This window comes from Actinomadura decatromicini, assembly GCF_008121305.1.
In the GTDB taxonomy this organism is placed as follows: Bacteria; Actinomycetota; Actinomycetes; order Streptosporangiales; family Streptosporangiaceae; genus Spirillospora; species Spirillospora syzygii.
Genome location: NZ_VSRQ01000011.1, coordinates 171,973 through 196,538 on the forward strand (window position 1 = coordinate 171,973; position 24,566 = coordinate 196,538).

Genomic DNA, 24,566 nt, shown 5'->3' on the forward strand with positions numbered 1-24,566 from the left:
GCATGTCGGCACTGACCCGGGCATGGCCCGGCACCCGGCTCAGGTTCCGGGGAGGATACGGCGGGTTTCGTAGGCCCACATCGCGATCTCGACCCGGTTGCGGGCGCCGAGTTTGGCCATCAGGCTGGCCAGGTGCGTCTTCACCGTGCTGAGGCTGATGTGCAGCGCATCGGCGATCTCGGTATTGGTCAGCCCGCGAGCGACGGCGAGGAGCACCTGCTCCTCGCGGGCGGTGACCGGGGAGACCGGCTGGGCCGCGGGCCGGCCGGCGGGCAGGTCCGCGAATGCCTGGAGCAGGCGGACGGTGACGCTGGGCGCAATGAGCGCCTCACCGTCGGACGCCGACCGTACGGCCTGGGCCAGAAGGTCTGGTCCCGTGTCCTTGAGGAGGAATCCGCGGGCGCCGGCACGCAGGGCGCCGTAGACGTACTCGTCGAGGTCGAAAGTGGTGATGACGACCACGGCCAGCGGGTCGGCGACGCCCGGGCCGGCGACCAACCGGGTGGCCTCGAGCCCGTCGGTCACCGGCATGCGGATGTCGAACAGGCAGACGTCGGGGCGCAGTTCGCGGGCAAGACGTACGGCCTCCCGTCCGTCGGCGGCCTCGCCGACCACCTCGATGCCGGGCTGGGCGTTCAGCATGATCCGCAGCCCGGTGCGGATGATCGTCTGGTCGTCAGCGACGAGGACGCTGATGGGCACCGCTTTCGGTCCTCCCTTTCGGCAGCTCGGCTTCGACATGCCAGCCCTGGTCGGCGCCGGGGCCGGCCTGTAGGTCGCCGCCGAGCAGAGCCGCGCGCTCGCGCAGTCCGGCGAGTCCGTATCCGGCACGGCCTCGGCCGGCGCGTTGGCCGTTGTCGCGCACACTCACCCGTACCGTGTCCCGTTCGCCGGTGACCCGGACCACGACCTCGGTCGCGCTGACCGCATGGCGCATCGCGTTTGTCACCGACTCCTGCACGATGCGGTAGACGGCCGCGTCCACTGCCGGGGGCAGCGTGTCCAACTCGCCGTCGAGCCCCAGGTCGACCTTGAGGTGAACACCCGGCGTGCGCACCAGGCGCTCCAGATCCGCGACGCCGGCAGGCGGCGCCAGCTCGGCGCCGACTCCGCGGTCGCGCAGCGCGGCGACCATGGCCCGCATTTCCTCCAGCGTGCGCGCCCCTTCCTCCTCGACCCCCTCCAGCGCCTCGACGGCGGCGGACGGGTCGGTGGCCGCGAGCACCCCGCCCGCCTGGGCGCGGATCACCATGGCCGACACGTGGTGGGCCACCGTGTCGTGCAGTTCCCGGGCCAGCTGCTCACGCTCGCGGGAGCGAACCTGCTCCAACTGCCGCTCGCGTGCGGTCCCCCAGAACCGCACGGCGGCCCCGATCAAGCCAGGCAGCCACAGGAAGACGAAGCCCCCGACCTGTTCGGCTGCCGGGACGTCGTACGTGATGGCGCACAGCGCGAAGGTCGCCAGGATCACCGCGCCGCCCAGCACGATCTCCCGTCCCGAGCCCCAGCGGAGCAGCGCGTACACCAGCACGAGCACGACCACGCCCATGTCCAGGCCGACGGGCTCACGCGATGCGGCGACGAGCGAGGCCACTTGGAGCAGGCTCGTCGAGCCGAACGCCAGCGCGACCATCGCCAGCGGGCGCGTCCGGCGCCACAGGGGCAGCAGGCACAGCCACACGGCGAACACCACCGCCACCGGCCGCCACACGACGTCCTCGCGCAGGGCGGCCTCCAGCACCACACCGCCGAGGCCCGCGGCGAGCAGCGCCCAGTCCCGCCACACCCGGGCGGGCGCGCCGGGCGGCCGGGGTTCGGTCCACAGGGTTCGCAGGTTCTCTCGCAGCACGGTTCTCAGCCTAGGGACCGCGCCGTGCCGCGCATCGGCCGAAAGGACGGGACGTCAGTCCGCCCTGGGGCCGACGAATCCGCAGCCCACGAGCCGATGCCGCAGAGCGCCGTGGCGACGAACCTCGGCATCGGCGGCCGTACAAGGACGGCCGACGAGGTGGTTGGAGGACCCGATGCTCTCGAAGGCCCTGTTGCGCCTGGGCGCAAGCGCCGCCCGCCATCCCTGGCGGGTGATCGCGGCATGGCTGATCGCCGCCACGCTCGCCGTCCTCGCCGCGAGCGCCATCGGCGGGCGGACCGCGGACTCGATGACCGCTCCGGGGCTGGACTCCCAACGGGCCGCGCAACTGATCGAGCGGGCCGGCACCGGCCAGGAGGGGATGACCGCCCAAGTGGTCGTCACCCCCCTCGACGACGGTGCGACGTTCTTCGACCCCGGCAGCGCGCGCATGGCTCTCACGCGGCTGCAGGCCGAGGTGCGGCGGCTGCCGCACGTGCTCGGCACGAGCGACCCGGCGGGGGTACTCGACGCAGGCGGGGACACCACCGCGCGCGGCGGCCTTGTCTCGGCTGACGGGCGGATCGCGGTCGTCCGGGTGCAGTACCCCGACCAGAGCCGGCTGTCGGCCAAGGACCTCGACGCCCTCGTCGATCTCGGCGACCGGCTGCGCGGCGAGCTGCCCCTGCGCATCGAGATGGGCGGAAACCTTTTCTACGCCTTCTCCGACCCCGACGGCGGCGCGAGCGAGCTGATCGGCATCCTCGCCGCGGCCGCGATCCTGTTCCTGGCGTTCGGCTCGCTCGTCGCCGCCGCGCTGCCGATCGGCATGGCGGTCTTCGGGCTGACCGTCGGGGTCGCCACGATGACGGTACTGGCGGGGGTGACGGACGTCCCGACCTTCGCCCCCGTCCTGGGCAGCATGGTCGGGCTCGGAGTCGGCATCGACTACGCGCTGTTCGTTCTCGCCAGGCACCGGGAGTACCTCGCGCGCGGGTTCGATCCCCGCGAGGCGGCGGCGCGAGCGGTGGCCACGGCAGGCAGGCCCGTGGTCTTCGCCGGCGGCACCGTCGTCGTATCGATCCTCGGCCTGGCGGTCGCGAACGTGCCGTTCATGACAATGGGCGGGCTCGCCGTCTCGATCGTCGTTCTCACCATGGTGGTCGCGTCGGTGACGCTGCTGCCGGCCTTCCTCGGCGCGGCCGGCCCCCGCCTGGCCCGGCCCGGCCGGATCGGCCGGGCTCTGCGGACCGGGACCCCGGGCCGGCTCGCGCGGCGGCGGGACCCTGACACCGCCCCGGCCGCCGGGTGGCGGCGCTGGATCGGGCACGTCAGCCGGCACCCGGTGCCGTACGCGGTCGGCGCGGCGGGACTGCTGCTGACCGCGACGCTGCCCGTGCTCGGCCTGCGCGTCGGCCTGCCCGACGACGGCTCAATGCCCCGCAGCCGCACCGAGCGCCGCGCCTACGACCTCGTCGCCGAGGGGTTCGGCCCGGGCACCAACGGTCCCCTCGTCATCGCCGCGGACCCCGCCGGTGATCCTGGGGTGCTGGACCGACTCGTCGCAGCGGTCGCGGCGGATCCGGGCATCGCATCCGTCGCGCCGACGCATATCGATCAGGCCACCGGCATCGCGACCCTCGCGGTGTTCCCGACCTCCAGCCCTCAGGACAAGGCCACGACCGACACCATCGCCCGGCTGCGCGCCGACGTGCTGCCCACGGCGATCGGGCACGGCCCGGCCAGGGCCCACGTCGGCGGCGCCGCCGCGAGCCTGTCCGATGTGGGCCAGCGCACCAGCCAACGCCTGCCGCTGTTCGTCGCCGCCGTGCTGGCGATGTCGTTCCTGCTGCTGATGCTGGTCTTCCGCTCGGTACTCGTACCGCTCAAGGCGGTACTGCTGAACCTGCTGAGCATCGGAGCGGCCTACGGCATCATGGTCGCGGTCTTCCAGTGGGGCTGGGGAGGCGCACTCATCGGGCTGGAAGCGACGGTTCCGATCGTGTCGTTCATCCCGATGTTCCTCTTCGCCATCCTGTTCGGCCTGTCGATGGACTACGAGGTGTTCCTCCTGTCCCGCGTGCGCGAGGAATACCTGCGCACCGGCGACAACGGCACCGCGATCGTCGAGGGCGTCTCGGGCACCGCCCGGATCATCACCTCGGCCGCTCTCATCATGGTGGCGGTCTTCCTGTCCTTCGCCGTCGCCGATGACCCCTCCGCCAAAATGTTCGGGCTCGGCCTGGCCACCGCGATCCTCATCGACGCCACGGTCGTCCGCATGGTGCTTGTACCGGCGACCATGACACTCCTCGGCCGGACCAACTGGTGGCTGCCGAGGTGGCTGGACCGGATGCTTCACCGCGGCCCGGTCGGCACCGACGACACCGACGCGGAATCCACGCGTCCACGGCTGGTTGACCGTTGACTCAACTCCCGCCCGCCCTGGGCGTCCAGATCATCGAGGCGCGCAGGTGGAGGCCGGCGAGGCCGGTCTTCTTCAGGCGGGCGGCGAGCAGTTCGTTGAGGATCGGCACCGGCGATGTCGGCGCGATGGCGAGCTGTTCGTCGAGGGCTGTCTCCCAGCGCTCCCGGAGCCGCGCCCGCAGTTCCTCGCGCATAAGCGCGGAGACGTGTGCGCGATCCCCGGCATCGAGTGGCCGAACCGGTCGTGAGCGAGAATCGCGTAGGTGCCGAGCTCGTCGATCACGACGCGGTGCGAGTGGCGGAGTTTGCGGGGGATGAGGTCTTGGCCGATCGCGAGCCACGACGCGATCTCAAGCCTGCGAACGGCCCGGCGGCGAGGGCGTCGCAGTGGGGGAGCCCGCCGCCCGGGCGTCCACGACCGGCTGGTCGTTGCGGGGAATGCCACGCACATGGGGGAGGTGGTGGCCGCCCTCTTGTTGAGGAACAGGAACCTGTCGCCGTCGCAGCCGTCTCTTGTGGGGCAAGGCGTTCTCGATGTCGAGTCGCGTTGTCAGGCGGAATTCGCCTCGCGGATGATCGCGATCGCGGCATGGGGGTCCGGCACGGTGATCGTCACGCTTCGGCCGGTACGCGTGGTCAACCGCAGGGCGGGTCCGGTCCGGACCGTGAAGTAGGTGTGGCGAGGGGTCCACCAGTAGCCGAGGGACATTCGCCACAGCGACGGCGACAGGTCGATCACCTCGGCGCGTTCGATCTCCTCCAGGCGGTAGGTGCGGCGGGGCCATCCGACCGCCCCGCATTGGACCGAGACCCCGTTGGGCCCCGCCGCCGTCTTGACGCTCAGCCCGGTCAGCATGGTGATAAGCGCAACCACGGCGCCGACCAGCAGTGGGATCGCCGGCCCGGCCGGGTCGAGCCAGCTGCCGTGCGACAGGCTCCCCAGGAGCAGCAGCGGCGCCAGCAGAGCGACGTGGACGGCCACCGCCAGCGGCCAGTTCGTCACTCGGCCGGTATAGATCGAGTAGCGGCCTGGGTCGGGTAGTGCGGATGCCGTCATCGGGCATCATCCTCTCGATGTGTCACGTCAACCTCTCGATAAGGCGAAGCAGGTCCTGGCTCCCCACGCCGTGCCGACGGGCGACGGCCACGAGCGCCTGAGCCGCCTCGACAACCGGAGCCGGCTCCGTGACGGCTGACGCGACCCGTGCCCCGCGACCCCGACGGAACTCCAGCACACCCTCGTCGCGCAGCCGCCGATAGGCGGCCAACACCGTGTTGCGGTCGACTGACAACGCCTCCGCCAGCTGGGCGGCAGGCGGCAGTTGCTCGCCGACGGCGAGCTCCCCCGAAGCCACGCCCCGGCGTACACACGCCGCGATCTGGAGCGGCAGCGCCTCCCGCGACGAATGATCAATCGCCCATCTCATAGTGCTAGTATTATTAGCACCATCTCGCCGGGTGGTCAACCGCACCGGGCTGCGGCCGGGCTTCGGAACCGTGCTCATCATTCCGCGGAGCCGGTACGCACTCTTCTCGGCATGAGGGAGCGCGACCGGCCGCCACACGCTGGGCGTCCAGAACGAGGCAGCTTGATCCATCATTCGGATCGCGGACGCCAATACACTGGTTTCCGGTACGCCTTAGGTCGAATACGCGGCGCTACGGGTCCATTTTTCGGGCGGCTCAGGTGAGTTCTTTATAGAGGAGCTGGGTCAATCCGTTGGGATCGGTGATGATCTGGCTTTTGCTCACTGTGCCCGCGTCCCATGCCTGCATGGCTTCCAGGCGGATGGTCGTGGGCCCGTCGATGTCGATGAAGGCGCGGCCGCTGGCGGTGGTGCCGTAATCGCGATTGATGGCGGGCGGGTGGTTGGCACTGCTGACGACCAGGAGATTGCTTTCCTTGACCGGGACGCCGGCGGTGAGGTTGAACACACGGGAGATGATCCAGGCGTGAGTGGGCCGGTTCCGTGCGGTGACGAACTGGCCGCGGACCTGTTGCGTCACCTCGTACGTCCCAGGCTTTTTCAAGGTGACGGTGGTGTGGGCGACAGGAGTCCATCGGCGGGTGGTGGTCGTCAGCGCGGTCGTGTGACCGATCGCTCTGCCGTGGTCTGGCACGGTGGCGGTCCTTTCGGCTGCGGCCGGCTCGCTGTCGTTGGCGGGGCCGATCAGGGAGGCCAATGGCGCGGTGATGACGGGCATGAGAGCCAGTCCGAACAGGAGGGCCACCGTTTCCAGTGCGGATCTGTCGCCGCGTATCAGCGGGCGGCCGGGAGCGGCGTGACTGTCGTGAGTGGTCATCGCGCTGTCAGGCCGCGGCCCGTTGCCGAGGAGGTCAGTGAGCGGTCGCCGGGCCGGTCGCAAGGGCGCGGACCGATGATGGCGACGGCGTTGGAGCGGCCGGGGGCGAAGGCCACGGCCAGGCACGTGAGTGGGAGCTGCTGGGGCCTTTCCATGCGAGAAGCTTGGCGGGCGCCGTCCATGTCCCGTCCATGCCCGGTCCATAGCAGTCAGGGGGCGGGACGACTAATGGTTCGGCGCGGCATTGGCGTAGATGCCCGAAGGGTGGACGAAATTACGCAATGAAATGAGATCTACAAAAGAAGAATTCTTCGCTTCCAGGTCTCCATACTGACGCCGCCAAGGCGGCGGTCTTCGCGCGCATGAGTTCGGCGGGTCACGGAGAGTCGTGAGGCGAGTCAGACCCTTGCCGTGCAGGTGAAGAATGCATTCATTCGCCTGCCGCGAAACCCGCAGTATTGTGTTCGAGGTCAGTGTCGAGTTGGGCGGCGACCGACCTTGCCTGCCGAGATGCCGAGAGTTGATGTCGTATGGCTGCAGAGTTCAAGATCTTGGGCCCGCTGGAGGTTTGGACGAGTGGGGAGCCGCTGCGCCTGAGCGGTGCCGGGCAGCGGAAGGTGCTGGCCGCATTGTTACTGTCAGCAGGTCAGGTGGTGCCGCTGAGCCATTTGGTGGATGCGGTCTGGCCGCAGGAGCCGCCTCCCACCGCGGAGAAACGCGTCCGCAATCTGGTGTCCGAGCTGCGGAGGCTGCTCGCCGACGGGGGCCTGGCAGGGCCGGTGGCGGCGGGCGCCGGGTACCGGCTGGACGTCGGAGAGGGCGAGCTCGACGCCGCCGTGTTCGACGGCCGGGTGGGGCGGGCCCGCCGGCATGCCGCCGACGGGCGACCGGCGGAGGCGGTCGCCGAGTTCCGCGCGGCCCTGAACCTGTGGCGGGGGCCGGTGCTCGCGGGGCTGGAATGCCCGGCGCTTCAGCCGCAGGTGGCCAGCTGGGAGGAGCGACGGACGGCGGCGCTGGAGGAGGACATCGGGCTGGAACTGGACCTCGGACGCCACCACAGCGTGATCAGCGAGCTGAGCGAGCAGGTGGCCGCGCACCCGCTCCGGGAACGGCTGGCCGGGCAGCTGATGCTGGCATTGCACCGAGCCGGTCGGCGGCCGGAAGCGCTGCGGGTCTTCCACGACACCCGCGAGACGCTGGCCGAGGAACTGGGCCTGGACCCCGGCGACCAGTTACGGCGACTGCACCAGCGGATCCTTTCCGATGACCCCGGCCTCGCGGCGTCGCCGCCGGATCGACGCGGGCGCGTCCACCAACTGCCTCGCGACCTCGCTGACTTCACCGGCCGCGCCACTGAGCTGAACCGGCTCGTCTCCGCCCTGCCGGTGGAGGGGGAGCCGACCACCGCGGTGGTGATCAACTCGATTGACGGGATGGCGGGGATCGGCAAGACCGCCCTCGCGGTGCACGCCGCACACCGGCTGGCAGAGCGCTACCCCGACGCGCAACTGTTCGTCGACCTGCACGCGCACACCGCCGGAGACGAGCTCGGCACCACGGCCGCCGCCTTGGAGACGCTCCTGCGCGCGGTGGGCGTGCCGGGGGAGCGGATCCCCGACGACCTGCATCAGCGGGCCGGGCTGTGGCGGGACGAACTGGCCGGCCTCAAGGCCCTGATCGTCCTCGACAACGCCACCAGCGCCGAACAGGTGAGGCCGCTGCTGCCCGGCGACCCGGGCAGCCTGGTGCTGATCACCAGCCGCCGCCGGCTCACCGATCTGGAGGCCGCCCGCACGCTGTCCCTGGAGGTGCTGCCGCCCGCCGACGCCGCCGCGCTGTTCACCCGGATCGCCGACGACGCGCGCGCCGTCACCGAACCGCGGGCCCTGGACGAGGTGGTGAGGCTCTGCGGCCTGCTGCCGCTGGCGGTCCGGATCGCCGCCGCCCGGCTCCGCACCCGCCCCACCTGGACCCTCGCCCACCTGGCCGAACGCCTCGGCGACCAGCGGCGGCGGCTGGGCGAGCTGGCCACCGGCGACCGCAGCGTCGCCGCCGCGTTCGCCCTCTCCTACCGGCAGCTCACTCCCGTCCAGCAGCGGCTGTTCCGGTTGCTGAGCCTGCACCCGGGTCCCGATTTCGACGCTCACGCCGCCGCCAGAGTCGCCGACATCCCGCTCCCGGAGGCCGACCGGCTCCTGGAGGACCTGCTTGACGTGCACCTGCTGCAGCAACGCACCGCCGGCCGGTACCGCTTCCATGACCTGCTGCACACCTACGCCGCCCACCTCGTCCTTGAAGAGGACACCGAGGCCGACCGTCGCGCCGTCCTGGACCGTCTCCTCGACCACTATCTCGCTTCAGCCCGGAACCTCTACCGGCTGATGCGCAACGGCTGCAAGCTCGCCGACGCGATGGCGGCCACCCACTCGGCAGGGGTCGCGTTCGCCGATGCGGCCGAGGGACAGACCTGGGTGCTGAACGAACTCGACGGCATCCTCGGAGCCGTCCGCGGTGCCGCCGTGGACCCGGGCGCGCCGATCGCCGTCGCCGCGGACCTGCTGCTCGCCCTCGATCCCCTGGGCGACGTCGCGTTCCTGTGGCCGCGGCTCAACGGTCCCGCCGCCGAGATCGCCGACGCCGCGGAAGCGCGCGGTGAGTTCCCCGCCGAAGCCCGGGCCCGTTACATGCTCGGCGGCGGGCTCTGGCAGGTCGACAGGCTGGACGGGGGCGAGAAGCAGATCCGCCGCGGCGTCCGGGCCGCCCACGACGGCGGGGACGAGGCGATCCTGGACCGGCTGCTCAACGTGTCCGCCCTGCTCGCCTTCCACCGGCACGACCATGAGGAGGCGCTCGCGATCTTCCAGGAGAGCCTGGCGGTCGGCGGTCGCTCCGGCGACTGGTGGTCGCAGCTGGAGGTGCTGAACAACATCGCCGCTCTCTACATCATCGGGTTCGGGCGTCCCCTGGAGGCGCTGCCGTGGCTGGAGCGCGGGCTGGCGCTGGCGGACAGGGTCGGAGGACGGCAGTCCGCCTGGCAGTACCTGATGATCAACCGCGGCCGGGCGAAGCGGGCGCTCGGCCGTCCGGACGAGGCCGTCGAGGACTTCCGCGCCGCGCTCGCCGCCAGCCGCGCGCTCGCCTCCCCCTTCCAGGAGGCGATGGCCCTGCAGGAACTGATGGTGACGACGCGTCGGCTCGGACGCCCGGAGGAGGCCCTCGAACACGCCGAGGCGAGCCTGGCCATCTGGCGGCAGCTCGGCCAGGAGGCCAGGGAGGCCGAGGTCAGGGCCGAGCAGGAGACGATCCACGCCGAGCTGGACGGATCGCGTCCATTGGCCTGAGCCGCTGCCGGGCCGGACCATGGCCGGGGTCGCGGGCGCTGTGCCGCGATCCCGGCCGAACCAGGCGCGAGAGGCGCGGACGGGGCGGGCCGCCGGGTCAGGCTCCGACGGTGTTCAGCGACATGTCCACGAAAATGGACTGGCCCTGGGACGAGGTACCGCAGATCCAGATGGAGCCGGGCAGGTTCGCGTCGCCCGCAGGCACTGTGACCTGGAAGCGGGCGGTGTGCTCGGAGCGGATGACGGTGGCGGCGGTGAAGAAGCTCGTGCCGCCCTGGGAGGTGATGACGTCGCCACGCCGGACCGTCCAGTCGATGGCGATGCCGCCAGGATTGTTGCGGTTGAAGGCGAAGCCGTTGGCCGCCAGGAACGATCCCGTGTCCGGGTGGACGTTCACCGGTCCGGCGCAGACGGTGGACCCTCGGGTGACGGTGCCCTGGGCGCTGGCCGCGTCCGAGCCGGTGGCGGCCGAGGAGACGGTCCCGAAGGCCAGGACGGCCGCGGCCGCCGTGACGCCGGCCGAGGCGGTGGCGATGGCCGCCTTGTGCCGGGAAGCGGTCGGCCGGAGCCGAGAGACTAAGCCAGGACGCATGATCGCGTCCCCCTTTCATGATGGAAACGGATGGGTTCGTGGAACCGCATCCCTTCACCACCTCCACGGGGCCCGAGCGGCCCGGGTTCGCCGCACCCGTTGTCCGGACGCGGCCACCGCCCGAGCCCCGCCGCCCCCATTCACCGAGGGCGGCGGCGCCGTCAGCCTCGGCATCGTCGTCGCCGTGCTCCGCAGCGTCCGAACCCGCGATGCGATTCTGAACCCCTGATCAGCCCGCGGGATGGCGGCCGACGATGAGTTCTCGACACTGCCGTGGTCGGTACCGGTGACGCATCGCCGTACGTGCAGGGAGGACGCCATGACGCTGAACCTGTTCGCTGGTATCCCCGTCACCGACTACGCCACGGCGTTGCCGTGGTACGAGCGGTTCCCCGGGCTGACGTCGAGACCGGGCGCCGAAGCCGCCTCTCGCTCCACGACGGCTTGCCGTGGGTGTGTTGTGGACGCTGTCAGCCCTTACTGCCACCATTGCTGGTTCCATGGACCGCAGTCCCACAGTTGGACTTTGCCGCCGTTTCCGCCCGTGTTGGTGTCGGCGTCTAGGCACCGCTGGAAGCGCACGTTGTAAAGGGAGCCGTCCGCGCGGATGACCCACCATTGCTGGTTCCAAGGGCCGCAGTCCCACAGTTGGACGATGCCGCCATTGCCGCCGGTGTTGGTGTCGGCGTCCAAGCATCGCTGGAAACGCATGTTGTAGATGGAGCCGTCCGGTCGGACCTCCCAGTCCTGCTGGTTCCAGGGCCCGCAGTCCCAGAGTTGGACTTTGCCGCCGTTCCCGCCGGTGTTGGTGTCGGCGTCCAAGCACCGTTGGAAGCGCACGTTATAGAAGTGCCGGACTGCCTGCGTCGCCTTGGCGGGCTGCTCGGCGGAGACGACCGAAGAGGCCGCTGAAGCAGATGAGACGGAGCTCAGCCCACCGAGCATGGTGATGGTCGGTAGGAGCACTAACGCTGTCGACCTACGCATCCTGGTCAGGCGTGTACGCGTGGAACTGGAGTAGAGCATCGGCATCCTCCTCTGGCGGATGTGTCCTGGGAGCCGCAGACCGCATCCACAGACCGCCGGTCGCGGCCGCATACCCTGTCGGATATCGACCGAATTGCGACCGACTGTCTGGAATCAACCGATTTCTAGACCCTGGGAGAGCGGCCCGCAAGGGGAGCGGCCGGGGTCGGCCGTTTCCCAGCCTCCGCCGGGGCCCGCCCGGGTCTGCGGTTCAGCCGGTGGTCAGGGCCTTCAGGGTGCGGGACGCGGCGGTGCGGACGTCCTCCTCGGAGCGTCCGATGAAGGTGACCGCGCGCAGCACGCCCGGATGATGCGCGTTCGACCACAGGACGCCGTGGGAGCGGAGCCGCTCCAGCGCGGCGCCGCGGTCAAGGCCGAGGGACGCGACGTCCAGGAAGACGAAGTTGGTGTCCACGTCGGCGGGGTCGACCGGTAGTCCGCCTTCGGCGAGCAGCGTGGCGAGGATGCGGGCGTTGGCGTGGTCGTCGGCCAGCCGGGCGATGTTGTGCTGGAGGGCGTAGCGCGCGGCGCCCGCGAGGACGCCCGCCTGCCGGAGCGAGCCGCCGAGCATCTGCCGGATCCGGCGGGCCGGGGCGAGGACGTCGGCGCGTCCGACGAGCGCCGCACCGGCCGGGCAGCCGAGGCCCTTGGAGAAGCAGACGGCGACGGTCCGCGCCCGCGCGGTGATCCGGTCGGGCTCGGCGTCCAGCGCCACGGACGCGTTGAACAGCCGCGCCCCGTCGATGTGGACGGCGAGCCCCAGCTCGTCGCAGGTGTCGTAGAGCTCGTCCAGGGCGGCGATGGGCCAGGCGCGTCCGCCGGAGACGTTGTGGGTGTCCTCGACCAGGGCGAGCGCGGTGCGGGGCCGGTGCTCGGAGTCGCCGAGCTGGGCGATCTCGCGGACCTGCGCCCCGGTGAACACCCCGGCCGTCCCCGGCAGCCCGGTGACGACGGCTCCGGCGAGGAAGGCGGGGCCGCCCGCCTCGTAGCGGAACATGTGGCTGTGCCGCTCGCCGACGATCTCCTGGCCGCGCTCCACCTGGCACAGCATCGCGATCTGGTTGGCCATGGTCGCCGACGGGACGAACACGGCCGCCTCCTGGCCGAGCATGCCGGTCAGGTCGTCCTCCAGGGCGCGGACGGTCGGGTCCTCGCGCACCTGCTCGTCGCCGAGCGGGGCGGTGGTCATCGCGCGCAGCATGCCCTCGGTGGGCAGCGTCATGACGTCGGAGCGAAGGTCGATCATGTGAGGGCCCCTATCCGGCGAGGTATCCGCCGTCGACGACGATCTGGGTGCCGGAGACGAACGACGCCTCCGGGGAGCAGAGGAACGCGACCACCTCGGCGATCTCCTCGGGACGTCCGCGCCGCCCGACCGGCGGCAGCCCCGAGACGCCCGACCGCGCCTCGTCGGCCTCGATGAGCTCGACGAGCCGGTCGCTGCCCGGCGTGCTGATGTCGCCCGGGTCGACTTGCACGACCCTGACGCCGGACGGCCCGAGTTCCATGGCGAGGGCGCGGGTGAGCCCGGTCATGGCCGACTTGCTGACGGTGTAGGCGGACGCGTCCAACTGCCCCCGGTGCGCGGCGATCGACCCGATGTTGACGATGACGCCGCCGCCCGCCGCGACCATGTGCCGTGCCGCCTCCCGGGCGCACGTGAAGGGCCCGACGGTGTTGACGGCGAGGATGCGCGCCAGCAGGTCGTCGGAGGTGTCGAGCAGGGGCGCCTTGGCCGGGACGCCCGTCACCGCCGCGCAGTTCACCAGGATCTCCGGCGGCCCGTGCTCGGCCGCGACCGCGGCGACGGCGGCGGTGATCGCGGCCGGGTCGCCCGCGTCGACCGTCCGCACCTCGGCCGCCGTCCCCAGCTCGGCGCGGGCGCGTTCGACGGCGCCCGGCCCGGCCTCGAAGACGACGACGGTCCGGCCGGGGGCGGCGAGCCGCCGGGTGATGGCGGATCCGATGCCGCCCCCGCCGCCGGTGACGATCACGCTTCTGCTCATGGGAGATTCCTCGGGTCAGGTGAAGGAGGTGGGCAGGCGGCCCAGCTCGAAGGCGGCGAGGGCCTGCTCGATGTGCCAGGACGCGTCCGCCATGACGGGCGTGCCGTGGCCGGGCAGCAGGACGTCCGGACGCGCGTCGCGGAGCCGTTCCAGCGACCGCCGCAGCTGCTGGACGTCGGCGTCCGCGGCGCCCGGCAGCACGATCCGGCCCCGGCCGAACAGCAGGTCGCCGGTGCAGGCGTAGGTCGTGCCGCCCGCGGTGAACAGGTAGGAGGTGTGGTCGGCGCTGTGCCCCGGCGTCGGCAGCGCGCGGAGCGGGCCGAGGTCGGCCGAGCCGGTCGCCCGCACCTCCGGGCAGGGCGCGAACCGGTAGTCGGAGGGGTAGATCCCGGCGCGCAGCGCGGCCGTGAGCCCGAGCGGGCCGGGGTCGCCGTCCCGCACCAGCTCGGCCGTGCGCGGACCCGCGACGACCGTGACGCCCCGCGCGGCGAGCCCGGCGGCGCCGCCCGCGTGGTCGGCGTGCGCGTGCGTGATCACGGCGCCGCGCAGCGGCCGCCCGCCGAGCGCCTCCCGGACGCGGCCGAGCAGCACCGCCTGGTCGAGGCCGCTCCCGGTGTCGACGAGCCAGCCGCCCCCCTCGCCGTGCAGCAGGTAGACGTTGGAGTCGTAGGCGTTGCTGAGCCCCGGTCCGAGCCGTCCGCCGCCGACCAGGTCGACCGACGCGTCAAGCCGCACGGCGGCCCGCTCCGGCGACGATCGCGGCGACCTCGCCGGGCGCCACGCGCAGCTCGTGGCGCAGCATCATGACGATGCCGGACGACGCGGCGCGCACGACCTCCGTCCGCCGCCCGGCGTCGTCGTACACGGCGCCGATCGGCTGCCCGGCGGCGACCGCGTCCCCGGCCGCGGCGGACGACGCGAACGCCCCCGCCGTGGTGAACAGGACGCCGGTGTCGGTGTCGCCGTCCCCGCCCGTGACGATCGTCTGGCGTCCGGGCGGCGGGCCCGCGAAGGAGACCGGCTCGACCGCGCCCACCGCTTCCAGGAGGCGCAGTACCCCTCGCACGTAGCGGTCGAGGTCGGCCTCGCGCAGCGCGCCGCCCCCGCCGCTCTCGAAGTAGGCCCACGGCTTGCCGAGCGCGTCGGCGTGGCTGACGGACCGTCCGGGCGCGACCGACGCGTGCGCCCACAGGTACGGGAACGGCGTGGTGCGGGCCGCGTCCAGCAGCGGACGGCCGCCGAGCGTCCGGTCCGCGCCGAACCCGCACATCGGCGGCATCCGGTAGCGGCGCCCGGCGGAGTGCAGGTCGATCAGCAGGTCGCAGGGCTCGATCAGCTCGCGGGCGATCGCGTGCGCGATGCGCGCGCTGACGTCGCCGCCGGGGTCGCCGGGGAAGACGCGGGCGAGATTCACGTCGCCCTCGCCGTGCCGGGTGCCCGCGGCGAGCGCGGGCGGGTTGGCGCGGGGCAGGACGGTCACCGTCCCGTGGACGTTCGCCGACGCCAGCTCGTCCGCCACCCGGTACGCGGCCAGGACGCCTTCCAGCTCGTCGCCGTGCACGCCGCCCAGGACCGTCACGGCCGGGCCCCCGCCGGAGCCGAACCGGACGACGTCGAGGTCCAGGCCGGGCCCGGCCGCGAGCCGCTCTTTCACCGCTGTCATGGTGGGTGCTCCTCTCAGACCCGGCGTGCCCGGATGGGCCAGGTGTCCACGAACGACGTCCCGTCGTACACCGCGTACTGGGCGAACAGGTTCACCGTCGTGCAGGCGTGGTTGGGCACGATGGCGACGCGGTCGCCGGGCGCCAGCCCGTGCGGCTCCGCCGACCCGGCGAGCCCGTGCTCCTCGTAGAGCTTGTCGATCACGATCCCCGGATGGCCGTCCACCAGCCCGAAGCCCGGCGTGAGCGGCGTCATCCGCTCGGCGGGAAGGCTCTTGGAACCGGCGTCCAGGACGAGCCGGTCCGGCGCCGGGACGTCCACCACCGTGCTGATCACCGCGAGCGCGCACTCGGCCGCGGCCGGGCCGCCGAGCGCGACCTGCGTCGCGTCGTAGAAGACGTAGTTGCCGTAGCGGTACTCGTCCGCGCGGCCGGACTCCAGGCGGGCCAGCGGGGTGACGCCGACGCTGAGCACGGGCGCCTCGGCACCGCGTTCGGCGAGACCGCGTTCGGCGAGCGCCTCGCGAGTGCTCTCCAGGGCGTCGTCCTGCTGGTCGCGGACGGCGGCCAGCCCGGCGGCGTCGGCGGCCGCGTAGGCGTGCCCGGCGAAGGTCAGCAGCCCGCGCAGCCGGACGCGGCCGCCGAACGCCGAGGCCGCGACCGCGTCGGCGGTGGCCCGGCCGGGCGCGGTGCCGAGCCGCCTCGTCCCGGAGTCGATCTCCCAGTAGACGTCGAAGTCGGCGCCGGTCGCCGCGAGCGCGGCGACGTGCTCGGGACGCGAGCACGTGACGGCGACCTTCCCCCGGTCGGTCAGCGCGGCCAGCGCCCGCGTGCGCTCGCCCGGGACGGGCGGGTACGCGACGAGCACCGACCCGAACCCGGCGTCGAAGGCCAGCCCGGCCTCGGCGGCGGTCGCGGCGGTCGCGCGGCTCGCCCCGACCGCGACCTGCGCCTTGGCGATCTCGGCGCTCTTGTGGGTCTTCTGATGGGGCGTGGACCGCCCGCCGTGTGCCGCCACCCGCGCGGCCACGTCGCCGATGTTCGCCAGCAGCCGCGGGTGGTGCAGCGCGAGGAACGGCGTCGGCGGCCCGCCGTCCGCGCACGCGGCCGTCCAGCCGCCGGTCACGAGCCCGCTCCCGGCAGTGCGGCCTTGCCGGTGATCTCCTTGGCCAGCTCGCTGACCGCGCGTCCCATCTCGCGCTCCAGGCCGGGCGACATCCGCTCGACCGACACGATCAGGCTGAGCGCGGCGGCCGGCTCTCCCGGCGGGCCGAGGGCCGAGGCGACCCCGGCGATGCCGTCGAAGAACTGGCCGCGGTCGACCGAGTAGCCGCGGGTGATGGACTGCTCGACGTCCTCGGTGATCTGGGCGCGGACGTCCGCGGGCAGCGCCGACCACCGGGGACCGGCGCACAGGTCGCGCCTGCGGGCGGCGTCCAGCCGGGCGAGGACGGCGCGGCCGGCCGCGCCCTCCCAGATCGGCGCGGTGCCGCCGAGCCGGGCGCTCGGCGCGAACGGGATGCTGCTGTCGGTGCGCTCGACGTAGACCATCTCGTCGCCGTTCGGGACGGAGAACGCGGTGGCGGCGTCGAACCGCCGGCCGAGCTCGACCAGCGCGGCGACCGCCTCCCGCCGCATGTTGCGGTGCGACAGCCGGATCGCGGCCAGCCGCAGCGGCAGCTCGCCGATCTGCCAGTTGCCCGCGGGGTCGCGCTCCACGAGCCCGATCTCGGCGAGCCCGCTCAGCAACCGGTGCGCCGAGCTCTTGCTGAGCCCCGCCCGCTCGGCGCATTCGGCCAGGCCGAGGACGGGTTCCTCCTGACTGAACGCGGCGAGCAGCGCACCGACGCGATCGACCACTTGCACCACGGACGCCTCCAAAGAATGCCTTGACCGGGGACCGGCAGCGACATTAGGTTGCCACAACATCCCATTGAGTGGAATCCGAAACCACAGAATGGAACGCAGAGGACAGTGGTGAAGATCATCCGTGGTGGTCGCGTGGTCGACCCCGGCACCGGGACGGACGCGGTGCTCGACCTGCTCATCGAAGGTGAGCGGGTGACGGCGCTGGCGGCGCGCGTCGAGCCGCCGCCCGGCGCCACGGTATTCGACGCCACGGGGCTGCTCGTCCTGCCGGGGTTCGTGGACATGCACACCCACAGCGACTTCACGCTCCAGCACGACCCGGACGCCCTGTCCCGCCTGCACCAGGGCGTGACCACGGACGTCACCGGGAACTGCGGCTTCTCGCCGTTCCCGCTGCCCGCGTCCAGCATCGGGTTCGGCTCGTTCTTCAGCTCCCGGCTCGACCGCGGGTTCGCCGACCTCGCCTCCTACGCCGAGCACCTGGAGTCGATCGGGACGGGCGTCAACGTCGCCCCGCTCGTCGGGCTCGGCGCCGTCCGGGAGCACGTCGTCGGCTCGGCCCCGCGGCCGCCGTCCGACGACGCCGTCGCCGCGATGCGGCGGCTCGTCGCCGACGGGCTCGACCAGGGCGCGTTCGGCGTCTCCAGCGGCCTCGTCTACACGCCCGGACGGTTCGCCGCCGCCGACGAGCTGCGCCGCGTCATCGCGCCGCTGCGCGGGACGGGCCGCTTCTACGCCACCCACCTGCGCGACGAGCGGGACGGCCTGGTCGCCTCCGTCGCCGAGGCCATCTCCACCGCCGAGGGCGCCGGAGTCGACCTGCAGATCTCCCACCACAAGGCGCTCGGCAAGGCCAACTGGGGACGCACCGAGGCGACGCTGGCGATGGTCGACGAGGCCAACGAGCGCGGCGCCATCGACGTCGCCGTCGACTACTACCCCTACACCTCGGGCAGCACCGGCGTCTCCAGCCTGCTCCCGCCCGGCTCGCTGGACGGCGGCTGGCGGCTGCTGCGCGAGCGGGCCGGGGAGGGCGCCGAACGGCTGCGGCTGCTCCGCCACCTGGACGGCGCGGCCCAGTTCCGCCCGGACGAGATCATCGTCGGCCGGTCCGGGACGCGGCCCGAGGCGTCCGGCCGGGCGCTGCCCGAGTACGCGGCCGATCTCGGCCGGGACGCCGTGGACGTCCTGCTGGAGCTGATCCTCGCCGAGGGGGAGAGCCTCACCATGACCGTCCCGGCCGCCTCGCGGGACGACCTCGCCCGCGTGTCCGCCCACCCCGCCGCCATGCACGGCAGCGACGGCTGGCTGATGACGGCCGAGCAGGCGCGGCACGAGCACCCGCGCAACCTGGCGAGCACGGCCGAGGTCCTCGCTCCCGCGCTGCTCGGCCGGACGCCGCTCGACCGCGCGGTGGCGCACCTCGCGACCCTCCCGGCCCGGCGGCTGCGCCTGGCCGGACGTGGAACGCTCCACCCCGGCGCGTTCGCCGACGTCGCCGTCGCCGACCCGTCCCGCGCCGCCCGGCACGCGGACCGCCTCTCCAACGGCGGCGCGGCCGCCGAATACGCCTATCCGGACCTCATGCGCTGGGTCTTCGTGAACGGCGAACCCGCCATCGACAACTTCCGCCCCACCGGTCGGCGCGCGGGGAAGGTCCTGCGCGCGGCATGAGAGTCCCCGACGCACCGAGAGCACAACGGAGCAGACCATGACAAGCAGGGCAACCAGCACGCCGGCCACGCGGCTCACCCGGCGTTCCTTCCTCCGCGGCACGGTCGCGCTCGGCGTCGCCGCCGGGCTCGGCCCGAGCCTGCTGACCGCCTGCGGGTCGGGCGACGACGGCGGCGACCCCAACGACCTCCAGATGCACCACGACGCCGCGGTCGGCCCGCTGTTCAAGCCGTACGTGGACTACTTCAACACCAACTACACGCCGCTCAAGCTCGGCACGTCCTACGTCGCGCAGGACTACCTCACGGTGACCAACCAGCAGCTCGCGGGCGGCAACGCCTCCTACGACGTGCTGTTCGCCGACGAGGGCTACCTGGAGTCGTGGTCGAAGAACCAGTGGGTCCGCTCGCTCAAGGACCTGCCCGGCCTGGACAAGCTCGTGGCGAACATGAACCCCGGCGTGGCCGACGCGCTCAAGGGCCCGGACGGCGAGATCTACGCCCTGCCCTACTTCCAGGGCGCCGAGCTGTTCGTGGTCAACACCGACCACCTGAAGAAGATCGACGCGTCCGCGCCCAAGACCTGGGAGGAGTTCCTGGAGCAGGCGCGGGAGCTGAAGTCCAAGGGGATCAGCCAGACGCCGTACTCGCCGTACTGGATCAAGTACGCGTTCCTGATGTGGCACCAGTTCGCCGCCGAGGTGGCCTCGGAGGGCGGCGGGTCGCTGTTCGACCCGTCCGGCAAGCCGGTCCTTCAGGGGAACGCCGTCGCGCGCGCCACCCTGGAGCGCTGGCGGACGCTGTACTCCGAGGGACTCGTCCCCAAGGACCTGTTCACCACCGACTACGGCGGCGTGACCAACATCTTCGGCGGCGGCAAGAGCAGCTTCTCGATGCGCTACCAGGCGCAGGTCGTCGGTTGGAAGGACCCCAAGCAGAGCTCGGCGGCGAAGGCCGTCAAGAACGTCGCCATGCCCGGCAAGACGCACCAGACGCACAGCTTCGGCGCGTACTGGATGCTCTCCTACGGGACGGAGGGCGAGAAGAACGCCGGGACGGTCATCGACTACCTCGGCGGCGCGGGCAAGGACGGCTCGTACCACGTGCCGAAGAACCTGGTCGCCACCGCGCTCGGGCTGTCCAGCGGGTACAGGAGCGTCGACACCGACCCGGCCGTCCTCAAGTCGTGGGCGAAGTGGGCCGACGTGGACGCCCTCACCGCGCAGCTCGCCAAGACCGTGCCCCTCGGCCCCGTCACCACTCGCGCCTGGTACCCCAAGTTCGCCGACATGGCGTGCGCGGTGCTGCAGGAGGTCGTCCTCGGGAAGAAGTCGTCCGACGAGGGGCTCAAGGAGCTGGGCGACTTCGCGGGATCGCAGAAGTAGCCGTGGCCACGACGCAACGGAACAGGCCCGCCGCGAAGGCGGCGGCGAAGCCCGCGGAGAAGCGCGGAGGGCGGTCCGGACACGGACGCGGCGAGGCCCGGTTCGGCATGGCGATGGCCGCGCCCGCGCTGGTCGTCACGCTGGTCCTGCTCGCCTACCCGCTGGCGTACTCGTTCTGGGTCAGCCTGCACGAGCAGACGCTCGGCAGCCGCGCCCCGGCCAAGTGGGTCGGCCTCGACAACTACACCGCCGTCCTGAAGGACCCGGTGTTCGTGCCGTCGCTGACCCGGACCGTCCTGTTCGCGGCCGCCGTCGTCGCGGGCACGCTGGTGCTCGGCATGGTGTTCGCGCTGGCCCTCAACCAGGACTTCCGCGGACGGTCGGTGGTGCGGGGCATCCTGGTCCTGCCGTGGTCGCTGTCCCAGATCACGCTGGCGCTGACCTTCGGCTGGATCTTCAACTCCACCTTCGGGCCGCTGAACGGCGGGCTGAAGCAGGCCGGGCTGATCGACAAGTACGTCGCGTGGTTCGCGTCCGGGCAGGTCGCGCTGACGGTGATGGCGATCGCGTTCGTGTGGAGCCTGGTGCCGTTCGCGACGCTGCTGATCCTCGGGGCGCTGCAGACCGTCCCGGAGGACCTGCACAAGGCGGCGCGGATCGACGGGGCCGGCCCGGTCCGGCGGTTCTTCTTCGTCACGCTGCCCTGGATCCGCGACACGATCCTCGTGGTGTCGGTGCTCGCGCTGATCAACGCGTTCCTGGCGTTCGCGCTGATCTACATCTTGACGGGCGGCGGGCCGGGCACCGAGACGACGCTGCTGTCCTGGTGGGGCTACACCACCGCGTTCCGCGACCTCGACCTCGGCAAGGGCGCGGCGATCTTCTACCTGATGACGCTGGCGATGGTGCTGCTCGCCGCGCTGACCGCGCTCGGCATCCGGGGACCCCGCCGGAACCGGGAGAGGAGGGCCGCATGACGGCCGCCGGAAACCGCAGGCGCTCGGCGAGGCGGACCGGGGTGCGCGCGCTGCGCACCGGGGTCGTCCTCGCGCTGCTCGCGTGGGTGCTGCTGCCGTTCTACTTCCTGCTGCTGGTGGCGCTGACGTCGAAGGCCGACTCGCTGCGGACGCCGCCGCGCTGGATCCCCGCGATGGACTTCGGCAGCTTCCACAAGATCTTCGACTCGGCGTTCAGCGGCGCGCCGCCGAGCAACCCCAGCGACCTGATCGTCCCCGGCATGCGGAACAGCGCCGTGGTGGCGGTGTGCGTCGCGGTGCTGAACGTCGTGATCGCAAGCACGGCCGGGTACGCGTTCGCGCGGTTCCGGTTCCCCGGCTCCCGGACGGTCCCCGGCCTGATGCTCGGCAGCCAGCTCGTCCCTGTGTTCGCGCTCGTCGTCCCCTTCTACGTGATGCTCCACTCGATGGGCCTCACCGACACGAGGACGGGCATCGTCATCGCCCACCTCGGCTTCACCGTGCCGTTCTCGGTGTGGATGATGCGGGCCTACTTCAACGGGATCCCCGTCGAGGTGGACAGGGCCGCGATGATCGACGGCTGCACCCGCTGGCAGGTGTTCGCCCGCGTGGTGCTGCCGCTGGCCCGTCCGGGGATCATCAGCGTCGGCCTCTTCTCGTTCATGGTGTCGTGGAACGACTTCCTGTTCGCGCTGGTCCTGAACTCGCGGACGGACGCGATGCTCATCCAGCCCGCCATCTCCGGGCTCTACAACGTGCGCGAGCAGTCCTTCGGCATCATGGCCGCCGGCACCCTGCTGGCCGCCCTGCCGACGATGCTGCTCGCCCTCGTCTCGCAGCGGTTCCTCGTACGCGGCCTGACCTCAGGCGTCGGAAAGGTGTGACGCGTGTCCAGTATCGAACTCCGGCAGGTCACCAAGCGGTTCGGTGACACGCTGATCGTCGACTCCATCGACCTGACCATCGAGGACGGCAGCTTCACCGTGCTGCTCGGCCCGAGCGGGTGCGGCAAGACCACCACGCTGAACATGATCTCAGGGCTGGAGGAGGTGTCGTCCGGGACGATCCTCTTCGACGGGAAGGAGGTCCAGGACGTCCCGCCGCACAAGCGCGACGTGGCGATGGTGTTCCAGTCGTACGCGCTGTATCCCAACCGCAGCGTCCGGGAGAACATCTCGTTCGCGCTCAAGCTGCGCAAGCTGCCCGCCGCCGACATCGCGGCGCGGGTCGCCGAGGTCGCCGAGATGCTCGACATCGCGGGGCTCCTCGACCGCAAGCCGCGGCAGCTCTCCGGGGGACAGCAGCAGCGGGTGGCGCTGGCGCGGGCGATCGTCCGGCGGCCGAACGTCTTCCTGCTGGACGAGCCGCTCAGCAACCTCGACGCCAAGCTGCGCGCCGACATGCGGATCAGCCTGCGCGAACTGCAGCGCGAACTCGGCGGCACGTTCGTGTACGTCACGCACGACCAGGGGGAGGCCATGAGCATGGCCGACAAGGTCGTCGTCATGAACGGCGGGCTGGTGCAGCAGGAGGCCCCGCCGCTCGACCTGTACCGGCGTCCGGCGAACCGGTTCGTCGCCGGTTTCGTCGGGACGCCCGGGATGAACTTCGTGCCCGGCGCGCTGGACGACGCAGGCTCCTTCGCGCACGGCGACTGGACCGTGCCGATCGGCTGGCCGGGCGCCGCGCGGGACGGGGTGACGCTCGGCGTCCGTCCCGAGGACGTGACCCTGGAGCCGGGCGGTCCCGGCGCGGTCGGACGGGTCCGGCTGATCGAGCGGCTCGGGGTGGAGGCGATCGTGGTGGCCTCGTTCCCGTCCGGGGACGTCATCGCCCGCGCCGACCCTGACGTCGAGATGGACGCCGGCGCCGAGGTCGCGATGCGCGTCCGTCCGGGGAAGGCCCATCTGTTCGACGCCGAGGACGGCGGCGCGCTCGCGTGGCCGTCGGCGCCGAAGGTCGCCGAGGAGGTCGGAAATGCCTGACCGGGGAACGCCTGACCAGGTCGCCTTGCGTATAGGGGGACGGGCGCTCGACGCCCATGGCGGCGCGGTCTACGACGCGGTGAGCCCGGCGACGGGGGAGCGGTACGCCGTCGTCGCGCGGGCCGCCGAGTCCGACGTCGACGCGGCCGTGGCCGCCGCGGCGGAGGCGTTCGAGGCGCACCGCCAGGAGAGCGCGTTCACCCGCGCGGACTGGTGCCACCGGATCGCCGCCGTCATCGACGAGCGCGCCGCCGCGATGGCCCGGCTGCTGGCCCTCGAACACGGCAAGCCGGTCGGCCAGGCCGAGGGCGAGATCCGGCTGGCCGCCGACGGCGTCCGGCTCGCCGCCGAGGAGGCCAAGCGGCTCGGCGGCGAGACCGTGCCCGTCCGGGACGGCGCCAAGCTCGTCCTGACCACCCGGAAGCCGCGCGGCGTGTTCGCCGTGATGACGCCGTTCAACTTCCCGGTGAACATCCCGGTCGAGTACCTCGGACCGCTGCTGGCCTGCGGGAACGCCGTGGTGTGGCGGCCCGCGCCGTCGACGGCGGCGATCGCGGGCGCGCTGTTCGACTGCGTCGAGGCCGCCGACGTCCCGCCGGGCCTGGTCAACCTGGTCACCGGTCCCGACCTCGGCCCGGCGCAGCGCCTGGTGTCCCATCCCGGCGTCAACGGCGTCGGGTTCACTGGCAGCTCAAAGGCGGGCGCCGAGATCGCCCGGCTCGCCGCCGGGAAGGCGCAGGTGATGGAACTCGGCGGCAACGGGCCGATCGTGGTCCTGCCCGACGCCGACCTGGACCGGGCCGCCCCGGCGATCGCGTCGGCAGCGTTCGCCAACTCCGGCCAGTCCTGCTCGGCGGCCGGACGCGTCGTCGCCGCCGCCTCGATCGCGGCGGAACTGGAGGAACGGCTGGTCGAGGAGGCCCGCCGCGAGGTCGTCGGGTCGCCCTTCGACCCGGCCACCACCATGGGCCCGGTGCACACCCGCGGCGTCGCCGACACCATGGCCCGGCACGTCCGGGACGGCGTCGCCCGCGGCGGCCGGACCGCGTTCGGCGGCGGCCCGCTCCCGGACCGCCCGACCGGGCTGTACTGGCGGCCGACCGTCCTCGTCGGCCTGGCCGAGGACGCCGCCGCCCTGAACGAGGAGACGTTCGGGCCGCTCGCGCCCGTCCTGCGCGTCCCCGACGACACCGAGGCGATCCTCGCCGCCGCGGCCCGCGGCCGCTACGGACTCAGCTCCGCGGTCTTCGGCCGGGATCTGGACCGTACGCTGGCGGTGGCCGGACGGCTCCGCGCGGGTCAGGTCACCGTCAACGACACCAGCAACTACTGGGAGCTGCACCTGCCGTTCGGCGGTGCGCCCGGCACCGCCAGCGGCCACGGCAGGCTGGGCGGACGCCACATCGCGGAGGCCGTCACCGAGATCCAGTCGATCTCGGTCGACCTGACCCCGCCGTGGCGCTGAACGCAG

22 protein-coding genes are annotated in these 24,566 nt (G+C 72.3%); 8 read left to right on the forward strand and 14 right to left on the reverse strand.

All coding sequences use genetic code 11. The features are described 5' to 3' along the window. Window positions 1-39: 39 nt before the first annotated feature. Both FXF68_RS38320 and FXF68_RS38325 read right to left on the reverse strand, forming a co-directional pair. A complete protein-coding gene (locus FXF68_RS38320) occupies window positions 40-702 on the reverse strand; it encodes a response regulator (protein ID WP_148767719.1) in 663 nt (220 codons plus the stop codon). Continuing rightward, window positions 677-1,849: a sensor histidine kinase gene (locus tag FXF68_RS38325; RefSeq protein WP_148767720.1), complete on the reverse strand. Its 1,173-nt coding sequence runs from the start codon at window positions 1,847-1,849 to the stop codon at window positions 677-679. The genes FXF68_RS38320 and FXF68_RS38325 overlap by 26 nt, the downstream gene beginning before the upstream one ends. 175 nt (window positions 1,850-2,024) lie before the next feature. On the opposite strand from FXF68_RS38325, the gene FXF68_RS38330 reads away from it, so the two are divergent. After that, a complete protein-coding gene (locus FXF68_RS38330) occupies window positions 2,025-4,277 on the forward strand; it encodes an MMPL family transporter (RefSeq protein WP_148767721.1) in 2,253 nt (750 codons plus the stop codon). 1 nt (window position 4,278) lies between these two features. Here the strand turns inward: FXF68_RS38330 and FXF68_RS38335 are convergent, their stop codons facing one another. The 4 genes from FXF68_RS38335 to FXF68_RS38350 form a co-directional block, all read right to left on the reverse strand. Continuing rightward, entirely contained in the window at window positions 4,279-4,470 is a 192-nt protein-coding gene (locus FXF68_RS38335) for a hypothetical protein (protein WP_148767722.1), read from the reverse strand. Window positions 4,471-4,826: 356 nt separating this feature from the next. Then, window positions 4,827-5,333 (reverse strand): hypothetical protein, encoded by a 507-nt coding sequence (locus FXF68_RS38340; RefSeq protein ID WP_148767723.1) that lies wholly within the window; start codon window positions 5,331-5,333, stop codon window positions 4,827-4,829. A 22-nt stretch (window positions 5,334-5,355) separates the two neighbouring features. Further along, entirely contained in the window at window positions 5,356-5,703 is a 348-nt protein-coding gene (locus tag FXF68_RS38345; protein WP_148767724.1) for a GntR family transcriptional regulator, read from the reverse strand. Between the two features lie 256 nt (window positions 5,704-5,959). Then, window positions 5,960-6,580, reverse strand: coding sequence for a hypothetical protein (locus tag FXF68_RS38350; protein ID WP_148767725.1), 621 nt, complete (start codon window positions 6,578-6,580; stop codon window positions 5,960-5,962). A 530-nt stretch (window positions 6,581-7,110) separates the two neighbouring features. On the opposite strand from FXF68_RS38350, the gene FXF68_RS38355 reads away from it, so the two are divergent. Beyond that, window positions 7,111-9,921 (forward strand): AfsR/SARP family transcriptional regulator, encoded by a 2,811-nt coding sequence (locus FXF68_RS38355; protein ID WP_148767726.1) that lies wholly within the window; start codon window positions 7,111-7,113, stop codon window positions 9,919-9,921. Window positions 9,922-10,018: 97 nt separating this feature from the next. Here the strand turns inward: FXF68_RS38355 and FXF68_RS38360 are convergent, their stop codons facing one another. The 8 genes from FXF68_RS38360 to FXF68_RS38400 all read right to left on the reverse strand — a co-directional run bounded on the left by FXF68_RS38360 (window position 10,019) and on the right by FXF68_RS38400 (window position 17,075). Next, entirely contained in the window at window positions 10,019-10,513 is a 495-nt protein-coding gene (locus FXF68_RS38360) for a hypothetical protein (RefSeq protein WP_148767727.1), read from the reverse strand. A gap of 477 nt (window positions 10,514-10,990) precedes the next feature. Further along, window positions 10,991-11,539, reverse strand: a complete 549-nt coding sequence (locus tag FXF68_RS38370) for an RICIN domain-containing protein (protein WP_187438324.1) — start codon at window positions 11,537-11,539, stop codon at window positions 10,991-10,993. A 211-nt stretch (window positions 11,540-11,750) separates the two neighbouring features. Continuing rightward, window positions 11,751-12,785 carry a threonine aldolase family protein gene (locus FXF68_RS38375; protein ID WP_148767729.1) on the reverse strand — a complete coding sequence of 345 codons (1,035 nt, stop codon included), beginning with the start codon at window positions 12,783-12,785 and terminating at the stop codon, window positions 11,751-11,753. A 10-nt stretch (window positions 12,786-12,795) separates the two neighbouring features. Further along, complete coding sequence (locus tag FXF68_RS38380; protein WP_148767730.1) at window positions 12,796-13,545, reverse strand: SDR family NAD(P)-dependent oxidoreductase; 750 nt, start codon at window positions 13,543-13,545, stop codon at window positions 12,796-12,798. Between the two features lie 15 nt (window positions 13,546-13,560). After that, entirely contained in the window at window positions 13,561-14,280 is a 720-nt protein-coding gene (locus tag FXF68_RS38385; protein ID WP_148767731.1) for an MBL fold metallo-hydrolase, read from the reverse strand. Further along, window positions 14,270-15,208 carry a succinylglutamate desuccinylase/aspartoacylase family protein gene (locus FXF68_RS38390; protein WP_148767732.1) on the reverse strand — a complete coding sequence of 313 codons (939 nt, stop codon included), beginning with the start codon at window positions 15,206-15,208 and terminating at the stop codon, window positions 14,270-14,272. The genes FXF68_RS38385 and FXF68_RS38390 overlap by 11 nt, the downstream gene beginning before the upstream one ends. A 14-nt stretch (window positions 15,209-15,222) precedes the next feature. Beyond that, window positions 15,223-16,332, reverse strand: coding sequence for an alanine racemase (locus tag FXF68_RS38395; protein WP_148767733.1), 1,110 nt, complete (start codon window positions 16,330-16,332; stop codon window positions 15,223-15,225). Further along, entirely contained in the window at window positions 16,329-17,075 is a 747-nt protein-coding gene (locus FXF68_RS38400; protein WP_187438325.1) for an IclR family transcriptional regulator, read from the reverse strand. Before FXF68_RS38400 ends, FXF68_RS38395 begins: the two co-directional genes overlap by 4 nt. A gap of 108 nt (window positions 17,076-17,183) precedes the next feature. Between FXF68_RS38400 and FXF68_RS38405 the strand changes: the two genes are divergently transcribed. Genes FXF68_RS38405 through FXF68_RS38430 form a run of 6 tightly spaced genes read left to right on the forward strand, consistent with a single transcriptional unit; the run spans window position 17,184 to window position 24,560 of the window. After that, entirely contained in the window at window positions 17,184-18,749 is a 1,566-nt protein-coding gene (locus FXF68_RS38405) for an N-acyl-D-amino-acid deacylase family protein (protein ID WP_148767735.1), read from the forward strand. A 37-nt stretch (window positions 18,750-18,786) separates the two neighbouring features. After that, the gene (locus tag FXF68_RS38410) at window positions 18,787-20,133 is read left to right on the forward strand and encodes an ABC transporter substrate-binding protein (protein ID WP_148767736.1); all 1,347 of its coding nucleotides are present in this window, start codon (window positions 18,787-18,789) and stop codon (window positions 20,131-20,133) included. A gap of 2 nt (window positions 20,134-20,135) precedes the next feature. Further along, complete coding sequence (locus FXF68_RS38415; RefSeq protein ID WP_148767737.1) at window positions 20,136-21,110, forward strand: carbohydrate ABC transporter permease; 975 nt, start codon at window positions 20,136-20,138, stop codon at window positions 21,108-21,110. Next, complete coding sequence (locus FXF68_RS38420; protein WP_148767738.1) at window positions 21,107-21,994, forward strand: carbohydrate ABC transporter permease; 888 nt, start codon at window positions 21,107-21,109, stop codon at window positions 21,992-21,994. Before FXF68_RS38415 ends, FXF68_RS38420 begins: the two co-directional genes overlap by 4 nt. A 3-nt stretch (window positions 21,995-21,997) precedes the next feature. Next, window positions 21,998-23,095, forward strand: a complete 1,098-nt coding sequence (locus tag FXF68_RS38425; RefSeq protein ID WP_148767739.1) for an ABC transporter ATP-binding protein — start codon at window positions 21,998-22,000, stop codon at window positions 23,093-23,095. Further along, a complete protein-coding gene (locus FXF68_RS38430) occupies window positions 23,088-24,560 on the forward strand; it encodes an aldehyde dehydrogenase family protein (protein ID WP_148767740.1) in 1,473 nt (490 codons plus the stop codon). The genes FXF68_RS38425 and FXF68_RS38430 overlap by 8 nt, the downstream gene beginning before the upstream one ends. Window positions 24,561-24,566 lie beyond the last annotated feature (6 nt).